The sequence below is a fragment of the Cyclobacterium xiamenense genome (genome assembly GCF_009467825.1).
In the GTDB taxonomy this organism is placed as follows: domain Bacteria; phylum Bacteroidota; class Bacteroidia; order Cytophagales; family Cyclobacteriaceae; genus Cyclobacterium; species Cyclobacterium xiamenense.
In genome coordinates this window covers 1-14,171 of record NZ_WIOK01000057.1, presented here as the reverse complement: position 1 = coordinate 14,171, position 14,171 = coordinate 1, and the positions used below count along the sequence as shown (strand labels likewise).

Annotated in this window: 12 protein-coding genes; 5 read left to right on the top strand and 7 right to left on the bottom strand. The window is 46.1% G+C overall.

Going from position 1 to position 14,171, the window contains the following annotated elements; translation table 11 throughout:
* Positions 1 to 356 precede the first annotated feature (356 nt).
* From GCU44_RS22520 to alaS, 7 genes are all read right to left on the bottom strand, one after another.
* Positions 357 to 2,804 carry a leucine-rich repeat domain-containing protein gene (locus GCU44_RS22520; RefSeq protein ID WP_154859648.1) on the bottom strand — a complete coding sequence of 816 codons (2,448 nt, stop codon included), beginning with the start codon at positions 2,802 to 2,804 and terminating at the stop codon, positions 357 to 359.
* Entirely contained in the window at positions 2,791 to 3,633 is an 843-nt protein-coding gene (locus GCU44_RS22515; protein ID WP_092174980.1) for a hypothetical protein, read from the bottom strand. Before GCU44_RS22515 ends, GCU44_RS22520 begins: the two co-directional genes overlap by 14 nt.
* Positions 3,630 to 4,208: a hypothetical protein gene (locus GCU44_RS22510; protein ID WP_092174978.1), complete on the bottom strand. Its 579-nt coding sequence runs from the start codon at positions 4,206 to 4,208 to the stop codon at positions 3,630 to 3,632. The genes GCU44_RS22515 and GCU44_RS22510 overlap by 4 nt, the downstream gene beginning before the upstream one ends.
* A gap of 30 nt (positions 4,209 to 4,238) precedes the next feature.
* Positions 4,239 to 4,709: a nucleoid-structuring protein H-NS gene (locus tag GCU44_RS22505; RefSeq protein WP_092174975.1), complete on the bottom strand. Its 471-nt coding sequence runs from the start codon at positions 4,707 to 4,709 to the stop codon at positions 4,239 to 4,241.
* Positions 4,710 to 5,055: 346 nt separating this feature from the next.
* A complete protein-coding gene (locus GCU44_RS22500; protein ID WP_154859647.1) occupies positions 5,056 to 6,171 on the bottom strand; it encodes a TlpA disulfide reductase family protein in 1,116 nt (371 codons plus the stop codon).
* Between the two features lie 2 nt (positions 6,172 to 6,173).
* A complete protein-coding gene (gatB, locus tag GCU44_RS22495) occupies positions 6,174 to 7,655 on the bottom strand; it encodes an Asp-tRNA(Asn)/Glu-tRNA(Gln) amidotransferase subunit GatB (RefSeq protein WP_092174969.1) in 1,482 nt (493 codons plus the stop codon).
* Positions 7,656 to 7,728: 73 nt separating this feature from the next.
* The gene (gene alaS, locus GCU44_RS22490; RefSeq protein WP_154859646.1) at positions 7,729 to 10,365 is read right to left on the bottom strand and encodes an alanine--tRNA ligase; all 2,637 of its coding nucleotides are present in this window, start codon (positions 10,363 to 10,365) and stop codon (positions 7,729 to 7,731) included.
* 155 nt (positions 10,366 to 10,520) lie between these two features.
* Here alaS and GCU44_RS22485 point away from each other — a divergent pair, with 155 nt between their 5' ends.
* From GCU44_RS22485 to GCU44_RS22465, 5 genes are all read left to right on the top strand, one after another.
* On the top strand, positions 10,521 to 11,498 hold the full coding sequence (locus tag GCU44_RS22485) for a M23 family metallopeptidase (RefSeq protein WP_154859645.1): 978 nt from the start codon (positions 10,521 to 10,523) through the stop codon (positions 11,496 to 11,498).
* A 154-nt stretch (positions 11,499 to 11,652) separates the two neighbouring features.
* Complete coding sequence (locus tag GCU44_RS22480) at positions 11,653 to 12,009, top strand: MerR family transcriptional regulator (protein ID WP_154859644.1); 357 nt, start codon at positions 11,653 to 11,655, stop codon at positions 12,007 to 12,009.
* Entirely contained in the window at positions 11,987 to 13,111 is a 1,125-nt protein-coding gene (gene dprA / locus GCU44_RS22475) for a DNA-processing protein DprA (RefSeq protein WP_154859643.1), read from the top strand. Before GCU44_RS22480 ends, dprA begins: the two co-directional genes overlap by 23 nt.
* 74 nt (positions 13,112 to 13,185) lie before the next feature.
* Positions 13,186 to 13,833, top strand: a complete 648-nt coding sequence (locus tag GCU44_RS22470) for a hypothetical protein (RefSeq protein WP_154859642.1) — start codon at positions 13,186 to 13,188, stop codon at positions 13,831 to 13,833.
* Positions 13,834 to 13,889: 56 nt separating this feature from the next.
* Positions 13,890 to 14,171: Hsp20/alpha crystallin family protein (locus GCU44_RS22465; protein WP_154859641.1), on the top strand; the 282-nt coding region annotated here is incomplete at its 3' end.

Here is a 14,171-nt window from a genome sequence, read left to right as displayed (position 1 = left end):
CTTGGCCATAGTTGCTTTTTTGTACAACTCCAAAATACCATTTTTGGAGAAAAAAAACAACTAAATTAGAGGCTGCCCGACTTTTCGGACAGCCTCTTTTTTTCTCTCTTCGAAGAATGAGAAGGTAAGGGTTCATTCGGCAGGAAAGATACCGATAGTAACCCGGAAGTAGTGGCTACTGCGCCCTTTCCATTGATCTCCGGAGTAGCTACACGAACCATAGTAGCGCCTAGCGGCAATTTTCTGGCAGCAGAAACTCTCCGAATGCGTATCATCCGACAAGTAAACCTGACACATTGGCACCTCCTCTAAATTGAGCATGCCTACGCGACGCAAATTCGCAAACCAATGCGGGATTAGTAATACCTCACTTCACAATTGGGAAGTTCTTCCTGAATCTTTTCGATATTTCTGCTACTTATTCGGGTATTATAGCAAACCAGCCTTTCGAGGTTGATCATATGGCTGATAGGGTTTAGACTTCGTACGCCGGTACTCGCTATGTCCAGGAAACGCAAGTCGTAGAGCATCTCCAAGCCTTTCAGATTTCGAATATTGGTCCCAGATAAGTTGAGCCGCTTGAGTCTGCCCAAATCGGAAAGTGGCTGCAAGTCTTCCACGGCGGTATTGGACAGGTCCAATTCCTCCAGGTAGCTGAGCGGTGCCAAAATGGATAGGTCGCGAAAAGGCGTCTCCACTAACTCCAACTGCTCCAGAAGCTCCAGCCGGGAGATTGCCGACGGATCCTGTAAAGGAACGCCTTTTACCCGAAGTTTTTTCAGGTTAAAAAATACAAGCAACGGCTCCAGATGAGAAATAGCTACATCTTCTATGGAAAAAGCAGCTGCAGCGGTCATGTGGTGCAATTCATTCGTAGGCGGGTCTGCCGTAAGTTCAAAATGAGCGGTGAGTAGTTCCCTCCATTCCTCATCGAGCCCCTCCCACCAACGATTTAAGGCCTCGGTCCGGAATACGATGGTCGCCTCCGGTAGCAACCTGGCCAGTTCCTGAATTTCCCAATCGGCCACTTCGGTATGGTCCAGATTAATGAATTCCAATGATTGCAACGGCTTAAGGGGCTCAATGGAACCAACCTGTGTGGACTCAAAAGAAATTTTCCGAAGCCCACGCAATTCCTGCAGCGCCCGTAGATTTTTTACGTCGCTGTAACTTCCTTGAATATGCAGAAGGCTTTTCATTTCCGCTAGTGGCGACAAGTCTTCCACCTGGGTATTTTTGAAGGAAATGAAAACAGCATTTTTAAACTTCAGGGCCGGTCGTAAATTGACAATATTGCTATCGTCCAGAACTAGCGAATCGATATTCACCAATCCGGTCAGTTCCTCTATACTGGGCTTACCCCTTCCCAAATTGGGAAACTTTTGGATAAACACTTGATTCCAACCGTTTGGAAGTGTTTCCCACCAGGTTTGGAGGTTCTCCACATTATGAATCAACAAGATACCTCGATTGGCCCGACTAAACTCCTCGGCTGCACTTTCTGAAATGCTGGTACGATCCGCATAAATTCGCTTTACAGACCTGGACGCATGCAAGGGAGTCAGCTGGCTCACTTCGGTACCATTGATATTCACTCTCCAAAGTTCCGGTAGTGTGGATAGCGGGGACAGATCCAATATGTTTGTCTCCTCCAGATTGATTTCTTCCAGAGCCTTTAACTCGGATAAAAACCCGAAATTAATCAGGTAATTTCCTTTTAAGTTCAAGGTCTTCAGGCGTACCAGCGATTGGATATTTTCGATGTTGTTAAATCCACTTTCCTCCAGATTTAGGTGCCGCAAATCTGTAAAATTCTCCAAGACGCTAAACCCGGATAAGGGCGCCTGAGCTGCATTGAATACCTGAAGGTTTTTCAGACTACTCAATTCTTCAATGTTGTTAACCGCTGTCCCTGAAATATCCAGATGGGTCAATTTATCGGAATACTTGATAAATTGAATATCAGCGGTTGGCGTATGCGCGATATTCAGATAAGAAAGAAACGTAACGTTACTGATCGGGGCCAACTCTTCAATGCGGGTATGGCTGATATCTACGTATTTCAGGTCCCGAAATACCTGTATCGGGGAAAGGTCCACCAAGAGCCTGTTACCGGAAAGGTCCAGGGTATCCAAAGCGGAAATCTTGTAGAGTTCGTCGATTGTGACCGAATCACCCTGAACCCCAAATTTTTCCCGTAGCAGGGTTTCCCATTCCAGCGAAAGGGTGCTCCACCACTCGAGCAATTCCTCGTCCCGGGAAAGCTTGGTGGTATACATGCTGGCAATTTTCAGCTCATTCGAATCCCTGTCAAGGTTGATTTCAATGTAGCGTGCCTGGGTATTTTCGATTGCTTCGTCATTCAGGCCCAGTGCGGTCAGCGTCCGATCAAGGGATATTTCGAAAAACAATTCCTCCTGATCATTCAGTTTGGGGGTGATTTCTTTTACTTTGAACTCAAATGCCGCATCCTTAAAAAAAAACTCAATGTCTTTGAGGTATGAAACGATATTCTTATTCGTGATCACTTTTCTATCTGTCAGCAGGTCGTCTTCTACCTGTACCTGCTCGTCTCTAAAAATCTTTTTATAGCTTTCCCGGATGATCACGTCCTTGTCTCTGGCAGATGTTTCGCTGCTTCCTACCGTGTTGAGAAAGTATTGCAAAAACCGAACCTGGTCTTCAGCCTGCTGGCTAAAATCTTTGATTTCCTGTTTACTGTATTCCCCTAAGTCCTGCGTAAACGCGGCTTGAGAATAAAAAAAAAGCAGCAGGAGAGAGCTAATTGATCTAATTCCTGTCATAAATATAATCCAATATAATTTCCCTATCTCCATCCTCTAATTTCATCAAATTAGCTATCAACCAACCGGTGTTGAATCCCGGTCGATTGAATTGAGCGAGTTCGAAATACCATTTATCAATTTGAAAAAAATGAAACCTGGTATCTTTGACCGTCTCAAATTTCATCCGTTCGCTCTTTATTTCAAAAAGAAAGAGCGTTAGAAAATCCGGCTTGTATCCATCCGGTGTGTAGGATTCGGGCCTGGAGTCTTCGACGATGGCCTTTCGCAGGTTCATAAACCCTAGCTCATGGCTCAATGGATGGAGAAATTTCTTATCGTCCCCTGTGGGTTTGTCAAACGCATCGGCGAAGGGCTCGAAGTTTACATTCTCAATGACCCATTCGTACCCCAATCCCTGTGGCTGCAACTTCAAAAACAGTACCACTTCTTGTCGTTGCCCGTTGTACGTAAAAACAGTGTTCACCTCAGCAAACCAATCTCCTCCGTGGAAATTGAGGTACTGCGGGTAGGTATCGGAGACGACAAAGCTGATAAATTCCCGCTTCAGATCGTTGCTGATACCGGATGTTTCGTTGTCAAAAAGAATATTTATAAAGGATTTTCTAAGGTCGACATTGCGGTACTTTTCATCTCCGGGACGGTATCGCTGGTCCCCTTCCTTGCTTTCTTCTGCATTGAATCTTCTGAAAAATTGATTGACCTGTTTGGTGGCGGCGGCAAATCTGCCGTCATCTACCACCCGCCCGGAGCTATTAAACGTTTGCCCCGGTGCGGTGTGTATAGATAGAAATATGGTAATTAACGTAATTAAGGGTATTATTCTCATGCTGATGTTTCCGTCACTCTCACGTCTCCCAGCAACACATCCCAAAACTCAATGGTCCTTCCGGAAATCTGGGTTTGTTTTTTCTCCACGTAAATGGTAATGTCTTTCTTCGTGGTATCCCTGTAATTGAGTCCAGCTTCTTGAGAAGTACCTTCAAAACGCTGGTAGATGGTAATAACCCCCACGTACCTGCCATCCGGCTGTCTTTCCAAATCACTGATGTAATGGATGTCGTACCAGCTGATATTCACGCGATCGTAATTCAAGGCCATGAGGCGTTCGAAATACCTTCTGATTTTGTAGTAGGCAATTTCATTGGTATTGATTGAGGAAACGCCCATTTCTGCATCGGGAGCAAATAGCTCTTCCGCACGATCCATCACACGGGTCGCCTCTGAAAACTGCGTTTCTTTGCTTCCGATGATGCTGATGTACTTGCTCAGGTCTTTAACTTTCTCCAAAGCAAGGGAATCGATGGCTTGCTTTCTTTGCGGACTAATGCTTTCATCCTGTGCAAATACCGAAATAGAGGTCGCCAGGAAAAAGATCAAAAGGGATGGAATATATTTTTTCATAATCACGTACTTTCTATATTTATTGTAAAATTATCTTCTTCTTAGTTCTAATTCGGTCACCTTTCCGGATCCATCCATTCTGATGTCACTGATAAAATTCAGATTCTTTTTGGTGTCTTTCAAGTAGTTCAGGTACCTTTCGATGGTAGTGGGCTCATCGTAATCCTTCACACCACTTTCTTCGTGAATGACGATCAAAACCGGCGTGTTGGAATTGGAGAACATGCCCAATGCTTCTCTGATCGTATTATTGGCGCTCTGCAGGCTATTGGCTGTGGCCACTGCGTTGAAATAATTTTCCAACTTACCGACAGCTACTTCTTCGGCAGAAGGTTGCTCGGGTTCGGGTGTTGGTTCAGGTGCGGGTTCTTCTACAGGCACCGGCTCTGGCTCCGGTTCGACTACCGCCTTTTTACTTTTGCAGGCTCCCATGGCTAACAGGACGAATAGCATGACAGTCAGAGAACGTGTCAAGGGAAATTTTAGACTTCTTTTTTTCATAAGAATTGAATGGTTTTTAAGTTTTAATGCAAATCCAGTGCATGCTTGTTGGTGCTACCTGCTATGCTGGCTTTTTACATCGGTGATTGGAGAATTTGTTTACGAGTTTGTTACTTTTTATTTCAATTACATAAATTTGACGATGGGTGACAAATTAAATAGTGCGAATTTTTCGATACGACCGCTTGGTAAACCGAGTTATTCTCACGAAAATGTACCCAATTATAGGGAATAATTTTTTGAAATACACATTCCTAGCATAATTGATCGCTATAAAAGCAATCTACTAACGTATTATTAGCTTTCCCCTGTAAGAAAAAGATTATGCAAACGGTTAGATCGTTGTTTAATCAAATAACTCTTGCAACTTTCTCTCAAGGGATCTCCCACGTAAATCTTTTGCCAGAATATTACCTTCCGGATCTATCATGTAGGTTGCCGGAATCGCATTTATCTGGTAAGTTGCCGCAGCTTCCGAATTAAAATACTTTAAATCCGAAACTTGCGTCCACTCCAGTCCATCTTCCTCAATGGCCCTGAGCCACATGTCTCTGGTGCGGTCGAGCGATACACCAAAAACCTCAAACCCCCGATCCTTGTATTGGTTGTAAAGCCGTACCACATTGGGGTTTTCATCCCGGCAGGGCTTACACCAGCCGGCCCAGAAATCCACCAACACATAATTCCCCCGCAAATCCGATAGGTTAACCATCTCCCCTTCCGGGTTCGGAAGGGAGATCTCCGGGGCTGGCTGTCCGATGGAGAGCGCCCTCAATTCGTCTAACTCCTGCTTCCAGGAAGCAATAAGTTTCATGTCAGGATACTGATCTCCCAGCGCCACAATGACACTGTCCAGGTAATTAAAATCTGTCCGGGGGTTCAACATCCCCAGGCCGGCAAGGGCAGCAAAGCTTCCGTCTGACTGGGCAATAACGCCCTTTATCTTTTCGGCGTGGTCCAATTCCAAATCCATCGCCTGCTCCTGAATCTGCTGAATCTTAGCTTGATCCTTGTCCGCCATGGCTTCGTAAAACTCGGAGTTTAATTCGTTCCCTGCTTCCTGATAGGCTGCCGTGAGTTCGTCAATGGATAGCATCAGCTCACTGTCTTTAGAGCCAGACACATCCAGCTCATCGGTCTTAAAATCATAGCTTACCAGAACATCCTCCTCGTATAGGGCCAGGCGAACAGTTTTCTCTCCGAATAAATCCAACTCGTAAAAGTTAGGGCTGTCCAATTCCAGCTCGTAGGAAAACTCCCCGTCATTGTCAACGGATAAGGTATCTACTGCCTGAATACGGTCGTTGTCATACCGGGACAAAACCACCTGCCCCTCGGGTTGGTTGGCTAGCTGGCCTTTGATGGATACCGCGCCATCAAACACCTCTTCCTTATTCCCACAGGAAACAAGAAGTGCACCTGTCAAACCCAGAACCAACGCCTGCTGCATTAATTTTCTCATAATCACTGTTCCAATAATTCGGTTAAAATTTTGCTGGCAACTTTGGGATCTGCCTTTCCTTTTGATTTTTTCATTACCTGCCCCATGAACATTCCCATCAGCCCTTTTTTTCCAGACCGGTATTCCTGCACCTTGCCTTCATTTTCGGCCAATACCGCTTCGATTACCGGCTTGATCGAACCCTCGTCACTGTCTTGAATCAGGTTCAACTCCTGGGCGATTTCCAGCGGGGACCGGTTCGGATTTAGCAACAGTTCCGGATAGATTTTCTGCGAAGCAACCGTATAGCTGACTTTTCCCTCATCGATCAGGGCGATCAGCATAGCTAGTTTATCCGCTCCTATGGGAAATTCATCGATTCCGAGGGTCAGTTCATTCAGGTAGGATTTTACAGGTCCCATCAGCCAGTTGGATGCGCTTTTGTAGTTCTCCGTGTGGCTGCATAGGGTTTCAAACCAGAGGGCGATATCTTTCTGGTCTGTCAAAACCCCCGCATCGTATTCCGGCAAGCCATAGGTATCGACAAATTTCGCAAAAAGTACCCCAGGCAAAACCGGCATTTCAGCCTTTACGGATTGCAGCCATTCCTCGGAAATGACAACAGGACTTAGATCAGGCTCTGGAAAATACCGGTAATCGTTTAGGTCTTCCTTTGTGCGCATACTTCCCGTAAGGCCGGTCGTGGCATCGAATGTTCTGGTCTCCGAAACAATATCTTTCCCCTCTTCAAGGAGCTGTACCTGTCTCTCAAACTCGTGTTCGATTGCTCGGGCCACATTCCGAAACGAGTTCATGTTTTTTACTTCTACCTTTTTTCCCAGGGCTTTCTCTCCCCGAATCCGGACGGATACATTGGCATCGCAGCGCAGCGAACCCTCTTCCATATTTCCATCACAGATTTCCAGGTATTTCACAAGTTTCTTTATCTCGACGAGCAGATTATAGGCTTCTTCGGAAGACCGCATGTCCGGCTCTGTCACAATTTCGATTAGCGGGACTCCGGCTCTGTTAAAATCAACCAGTGTGTCTACTTCCCCTGCCAAGTGCATGGATTTGCCAGCATCTTCTTCCATGTGTATACGCGTGAGGGCAATGTTTTTCTTCTCTCCACTGGAAAGTACGATTGGAACATGACCTCCCACGCAGATCGGGTTTTTATCCTGCGTCAGCTGGTATCCTTTGGGCAAATCCGGATAAAAATAATTCTTGCGCGCAAATACATTTTTTCGGGTGATGGACGAATGACAGGCCAGGCCCATCTTCATGGCATATTCCACCGCACGTTTATTTACTTTTGGCAATGTTCCCGGGTGTCCCAGGGTAATGACGGATATATTCGTATTGGGCATATTTCCAAAAGTGGTTGCATCCGCAGTATACATCTTACTTTTGGTGAGTAGTTGCGCGTGAACTTCCAAACCAATAACCAACTCATACTTTTCCCGGATGGCTGCAGCTAAGGAAACGGATTTCTCTTCGATCATCTTTAAATCATTACATTTATCGTTCCAAAAATGGCAGGGATTTCCCCCAAAACCAAATCTGGAATTAGCAAAATTATTTCAGGGAGGGCGTAAGGATGGCCTCGGCCTTGACAAGCACCTCGGGTAAACCTGTGGAGTCTTTGCCCCCTGCTGTGGCAAAAAAGGGCTGTCCCCCTCCTCCTCCTCTGATTTCTTTGGAAAGTTCTTTTACAAGCTTCCCGGCATGTAGACCTTTTTTTTCTACAATGTTCTCACTAATCACGATTGCCACCTGGGGTTTACCAGCTATATCCGCAGCCAAAACCGCTACCAGGTTTTCCATTTCGTTTTTCAACTCGAAGGAAAGCTTTTTCAATGCCTCTCCGTTAGGCAATTTAATCAAACCTAATACCAAATGATAACCGTTCAAGGATTTTGCTTGATTTTTCAGACTTTCTTTGATTTGGTCGGTGGCTTTTAGGTGCAATCCTTCTATTTCCTTGCGCAAATTGGCTCTTTCTTCGATCAAGGACTCGATGGCACCCAACAAATCCTTCGGGTTTTTTAATACCTCCTGAACCTCCTGGAGGACGTGAAATCGCCGATTCACGTAGGCTTCTGCTTCCCCTGCCGTAACGGCTTCCACCCGCCGAACACCGGCAGCGGTGGAGCTTTCCGAAACCAATTTGAAAAAACCGATTTCTCCGGTCGCCTGCACGTGTGTTCCACCGCACAATTCCACAGAAAATGTTGGATCAAAGGTGATGACCCGAACATGCTCCCCGTATTTCTCCCCAAATAGGGCCGTGGCTCCCATCGCTTTGGCTTCCGCAATCGGGACCTGCCGCTGCTCGTTTAGGACGATGTTTTCGCGGATGCGGGCGTTTACGATCGTTTCGGTACGTTCCAGTTCTTCGGGTGTCATTTTTGCAAAATGCGAAAAATCAAACCGCAGCATCTGTTCGTTTACCAGCGAGCCTTTTTGCTGCACATGGGGTCCCAGTACCTGCTTGAGGGCAGCCTGAAGCAAATGAGTCGCCGTATGGTTGTTTTTTATTTTCGCTCGCCTCAGGGCGTCAACCTGACAGGTAAATTCCTCTTCCGTACCCATTGGTAAGGCATCTACCCAATGGATGATCAGGTCATTTTCCTTGGTGGTGTCGAGTACATGCAAGGTTTCGATGAGCGTATGCAGGATGCCGGTATCTCCTACTTGCCCCCCACTCTCGGCGTAAAAGGGCGTTCTCGTCAATACCACCTGAAAACGTTCCTGCTTTTTGTCCGTTATTTTGCGGTATTTTAGGATCCGAGCCTTCGTGTGTAGGCTATCGTAACCAATAAAGCCTTCGCTTTCCTCTTCGTAGACAATGACCCAGTCTCCCGTTTCCAGCTGGGCAGCAGCGCGCGATCGTTCCTTTTGTGCCCGCATGGCTTCTTGAAATCCCTTTTCATCCACGATAAGCCCTTTCTCCCGAGCGATCAGGGAGGTCAGATCCAGCGGAAATCCATAGGTGTCGTACAGTTCGAATGCCACCGCTCCAGGGATGACGTGTTCGTTGCTTGCTTCCAGCGATTCCTGGATGCTTTCCAGGTTTTTTAACCCTTTATCCAGGGTACGCAGGAAAGCCAATTCTTCCTCCTGGATGACCTTTGCGATAAATTCCTGCTGGGATTTTACTTCCGGAAAAAACGCACCAAACTTTTCTGCCAAAACCGGCACCAGTAGGTGGAGAAAAGGTACTTTTAGATCCAAAAAGGTATAGCCGTACCGTACCGCCCTTCGTAAAATACGCCGAATCACGTATCCAGCTTTATTATTTGACGGCAACTGTCCATCGGCAATTGTGAAGGAAATGGCCCGAATGTGGTCCACGATTACCCGAAATGCGATGTCTATTTTTTCAGACTGCCCGTATTGGTATCCCGATACTTGCTCGACCTTTTCGATAAAAGGAGCAAACAAATCGGTATCGTAGTTGGATGTTTTGTTCTGAATTACCCGGACCAATCGCTCCAAACCCATCCCTGTATCCACGTGGCTGGAGGGGAGTTCATTTAGCCGCCCGTCTGAAAACCGATTAAACTGAATAAATACCAGGTTCCAAATTTCGATCACCTGCGGGTGGTCTGCATTGACCAGGTCCTTGCCCGGAACCTGCGCGATTTCTTCTGGGCTTCGCATATCGATATGGATCTCCGAACAAGGCCCGCAGGGTCCTGTCTCACCCATTTCCCAAAAATTATCTTTTTTCGAACCGAAAAGTATCCGCTCCCGAGGAACCCAATCCTCCCAATAAGAAAAGGCCTCTTTGTCAGCTTCCAGGCCGTCTTCGCTGTCTCCCCCAAAAACCGTCACGTACATGCGATCCACGGGTAATTTATATACCTCGGTGAGCAACTCCCAGGCCCAGGCAATGGCCTCCTTTTTAAAATAGTCCCCGAAAGACCAGTTGCCAAGCATTTCAAACATCGTATGGTGATAGGTATCCACCCCCACCTCTTCCAAATCATTGTGCTTTCCAGAAACCCTCAGGCACTTTTGGCTGTTGGTAATTCGAGGATGGTCCGAAACCTCGTTTCCAAGGAAAAAGTCCTTGAACTGATTCATTCCTGCGTTCGTAAACATCAGGCTGGGATCATTCTTCACCACGATAGGCGCGGAAGAAACAAATTGATGCTTCTTAGATTGGAAAAATTCAATGAATTGGCTTCTAATTTGTTTTGAATTCATGTTTACTTAGCTTAGAATGAAATACTTGGATATTAAGAAGATTTTGGCGTATCTTTGTGCCCAAACACCCAAGTAAATTATTTTCTGATAGCAGTTTTCGTCACCCGGTTTTTTTCGGATTACAAAATTAGCAGTTTTAACGTACTATTTGTTAAATGAGTAGAATAAAATATTATTACGATCCCAAAACCTGCAAATACGAACGGTATGTCCGGAGCAAGTGGGATGTAACCCTAAACTTACTTGGTTTTCTGTCCTTGTCTTCCATGCTGGCAGTTGGAATCCTGTTGGTATTTCACTATTATTTTGATAGTCCGAAAGAGTTGATGCTGAAAAAGGAAAACAGGGAATTAAAGCTGTACTACGAGCTTCTGGAACAAGAAGTCGGCCAGTTAAACACCATGATGGCCGATTTGCAAGAAAGAGACGACAACCTTTATCGGGTGATCTTTGAGTCGGAGCCCATTCCCTCTTCCATCAGGAAGGCAGGGTTTGGCGGATCGGACCGATTTCGGGAGATCAAAGAAAAAGGGTTGAATCAGGAGAAAATGATTATTTCCGTTTCCAACAAAGTGGAAACCCTCAAACGCCAACTCTTCGTTCAATGGCAATCCTACGACGAGCTATCGGAAACCGCCATGAATAAAGAGGAATACTGGGCATCCATCCCAGCCATTCAGCCGATACATAACGAAGAATTGAATCGCCTTGCTTCTGGATATGGGGTGCGGTTGCATCCCATCTTGAAAGTACGAAAAATGCATACCGGCGTGGATTTTTCCGCTCCCAAAGGGACCCCTATTTACTCGACCGGTGACGGCGTAGTGCAGCAGGTGCGGACAGAATTCGGCGGATACGGAAAGTCCATTGTCATTGACCACGGTTTCGGTTTTAAGACCCGCTACGCACACATGAATGATTTCGATGTCCGCGTGGGAGACAAAGTAAAACGAGGAGACAAAATTGGAACGGTAGGCAACACAGGATCATCCACTGCCCCTCACGTCCACTACGAGGTAATGAAAGACGATAAATACGTGAATCCGGTAAATTACTTCTTTAAAGATCTGGAACCCACCGAATTTGACAAAATATTGGAACTGGCATCCAGAGAGAACCAGTCACTTTCCTAATCTGGAGACGTACAGTCCCAAAGAGCCTCACTGCGATTTCGTGGTGAGGCTTTTGCTTGTAGGTGCTCCAAAGCTGTTTAGGTAAATTGTTGAGGCAGCTTCTATGTTATTTATGGAATATATTGTATATTTTTGCTGAAAAAATACCTGCAAATTGCCTTACAGAGAAAAAGAAATAGAGAAGAAATACTACTCCATAGGAGAGGTTGCCGATCGCTTTAAGGTGGCCACTTCGCTTATTCGGTATTGGGAAGGCGAGTTTGACATCATCCGGCCCAAGAAGGATAAAAAAGGGAATCGGCGGTTTACCAAAGACGATATTGAAAAAATACAACTCATTTACCACCTGGTAAAGGAAAAGGGATACACGCTCACAGGTGCTCAGGAAATCATCAAAAAAGACCTGCATAAAATTCAGGACACGGCTGCGATGATTCACGAGCTTCACGAAATCCGACGCTTTTTGATAGAAATCAGGAATAATCTGGATGAACAGCCATCTGAGCAATGAAGCATTGCATAACGTGGCCCTGGGTTTTATCCCGAAGTTAGGGCCTACCATTTTTAAAACCATCGTCAGTTATTGTGGTTCAGCCGAAGGCTTTTTTACCCTTCCTCAGGGAAAATTGGCAAAAATTCCCGGCATCGGACCAAAACTATTGGCTCATAGAAAGTCGAAGGAAACCTATTTGAAAGAGGCCGAATCCTTGTTGGAAGCGGCCTATAAAAAAAACATTCAGGTTCATTGCTACCCAGATGCCTCTTTTCCCAGCCGGCTAAAAGCCCTGCCCGATGCGCCTCCCATTCTGTTTTCTAAGGGCAAGATCAACCTAAATCCAAAACGATCGGTGGGAATCGTTGGTACCCGTAATGCCAGTAATTACGGAAGAACGATAACCCAAAAAATCACCGAAGAGCTTGCCCGGTTTCAGCCAACCATTGTCAGCGGTTTGGCGTATGGCATTGACGTAGAAGCTCATCGTGCGGCACTTAGCTTGCAAATGCCCACGATCGGTGTGATGGGGTCAGACCTGGCCACCATTTACCCGGCCGCACATAAACACACGGCAGAACAGATGATGGAAAATGGAGGATTGCTTTCCGAATTTAAACTCGGCACCCCCATGAATCCGACGAACTTCCCACAGCGCAATCGAATCATAGCAGGACTTTCGGATGCCCTCATCGTGGTAGAAGCTGCCAAAAAAGGCGGGGCGCTGATCACCGCAGAAATTGCGTACAGCTACAATCGGGAGGTTTTTGCCGTACCTGGGAACCTGCAATCCAAATACAGCGAAGGCTGCAACAACCTGATTCGAAGTCTGAAAGCCGGGATCTATTTGGGGGTAAGGGAACTTGAAGAATCGTTATCCTGGGATAGAGAATCGGATGTCCGCGCCCATGCACAACTACCGGACACCTCTGAATTAGATGCTACCGAGGTAAAAATTTTGGAGCGTCTTTTAGAAAAGCAGGAAGCGGGAATCGACTGGCTTAGCCGGGATTTGGGAGTTCCTATCTCCGAACTCGCGATCAAGCTATTAAACCTGGAATTCCTGGGTTTTGTAAAGGCAATCCCCGGAAAAAAATACCAATGGATGAATAAAAAATAAGATCCTTTTCCCTAACCCCGGCTAAATGGCTTAAAATGATTACCTTAGTATCAATCACCACAAACTCGAAATTCATGAAAAAATACGCACTTTTCCTCTACACCCTACTTCTGTTTGTTGTTTCCTGCTCGCCGAAGGAGGAAAGCATACCCGTAAAGATAGCCAAAGCCTATGGATTTGACAGGCTGGATGAAGTTGCCACAATCCGCTACACCTGGAATGTCCGCCGGGATAGTGCAACCGTGCTTGTCCGGGACTGGACCTGGAATTTGGAAAAAGGAGAAGTTCACTACAAGGGTCCGGATACCACGGCTAGGTATGAACTTGCAAACAAATCGCCCCAAATTGAAGCAGTGGATCAGAAATTCATCAACGATAAGTATTGGTTGCTATTCCCATTTCAATTGGCCTGGGACAAAGGCTACGAAGCCGAGATTGTGGAAAACGCATCGTCTCCAATCCATGGAGAGAACACCACCAAGGTGATCATTCGCTACAACGATACCGATGGCTACACACCCGGAGACGCGTACGATCTCTACGTGGATGCAGATTACCTGATCAAAGAATGGGTATTCCGTAGGGGCGATGGACCGGAGGGTAGGGCATTTACCTGGGAAAATGTGCGGGATTTTGACGGTATAAAAATCGCCCAGGACCACAAATTGGAAAACGGAGAAACAATCATTTGGTTTACAGACGTTGCCGTAGAACGCAAATAATTGACGCGCTGAACACCAAGAGGCACGTGCTTAAATCAGCGGCTATGTAATAAAAAATGTGGCGGTTATTTCCATTTCTGTTAGCAAAAAACAGGTTATTTGACATGCTTTCGGCTTTTGACCCGGGTACTCCTCTGAGCCGTTTCAAGGCCAGCGTACCGGCGGTAAATATCAATGAAAATGATAAAAATTACCTGCTTGAGCTGGCCGTTCCCGGCTTGAAAAAAGAAGATTCCAACATCTCTTATGAAAACGAGCACTTGGTGATCGCCTCAGAGAAGAAAACCGAAGCGCAAGAAGAAAAAGATCAGGTAACCAGACGGGAATTCCACTACGCG

Bases quoted from the DNA above. Each gene is read 5' to 3' on its own strand.
- GCU44_RS22520 (WP_154859648.1), bottom strand. From the start codon at position 2,804: ATGACAGGAATTAGATCAATTAGCTCTCTCCTGCTGCTTTTTTTTTAT.
- GCU44_RS22470 (WP_154859642.1), top strand. From the start codon at position 13,186: ATGAAAAAATACGCACTTTTCCTCTACACCCTACTTCTGTTTGTTGTT.
- GCU44_RS22505 (WP_092174975.1), bottom strand. From the start codon at position 4,709: ATGAAAAAAAGAAGTCTAAAATTTCCCTTGACACGTTCTCTGACTGTC.
- GCU44_RS22515 (WP_092174980.1), bottom strand. From the start codon at position 3,633: ATGAGAATAATACCCTTAATTACGTTAATTACCATATTTCTATCTATA.
- alaS (WP_154859646.1), bottom strand. From the start codon at position 10,365: ATGAATTCAAAACAAATTAGAAGCCAATTCATTGAATTTTTCCAATCT.
- GCU44_RS22485 (WP_154859645.1), top strand. From the start codon at position 10,521: ATGAGTAGAATAAAATATTATTACGATCCCAAAACCTGCAAATACGAA.
- GCU44_RS22510 (WP_092174978.1), bottom strand. From the start codon at position 4,208: ATGAAAAAATATATTCCATCCCTTTTGATCTTTTTCCTGGCGACCTCT.
- gatB (WP_092174969.1), bottom strand. From the start codon at position 7,655: ATGATCGAAGAGAAATCCGTTTCCTTAGCTGCAGCCATCCGGGAAAAG.
- GCU44_RS22500 (WP_154859647.1), bottom strand. From the start codon at position 6,171: ATGAGAAAATTAATGCAGCAGGCGTTGGTTCTGGGTTTGACAGGTGCA.
- dprA (WP_154859643.1), top strand. From the start codon at position 11,987: ATGAACAGCCATCTGAGCAATGAAGCATTGCATAACGTGGCCCTGGGT.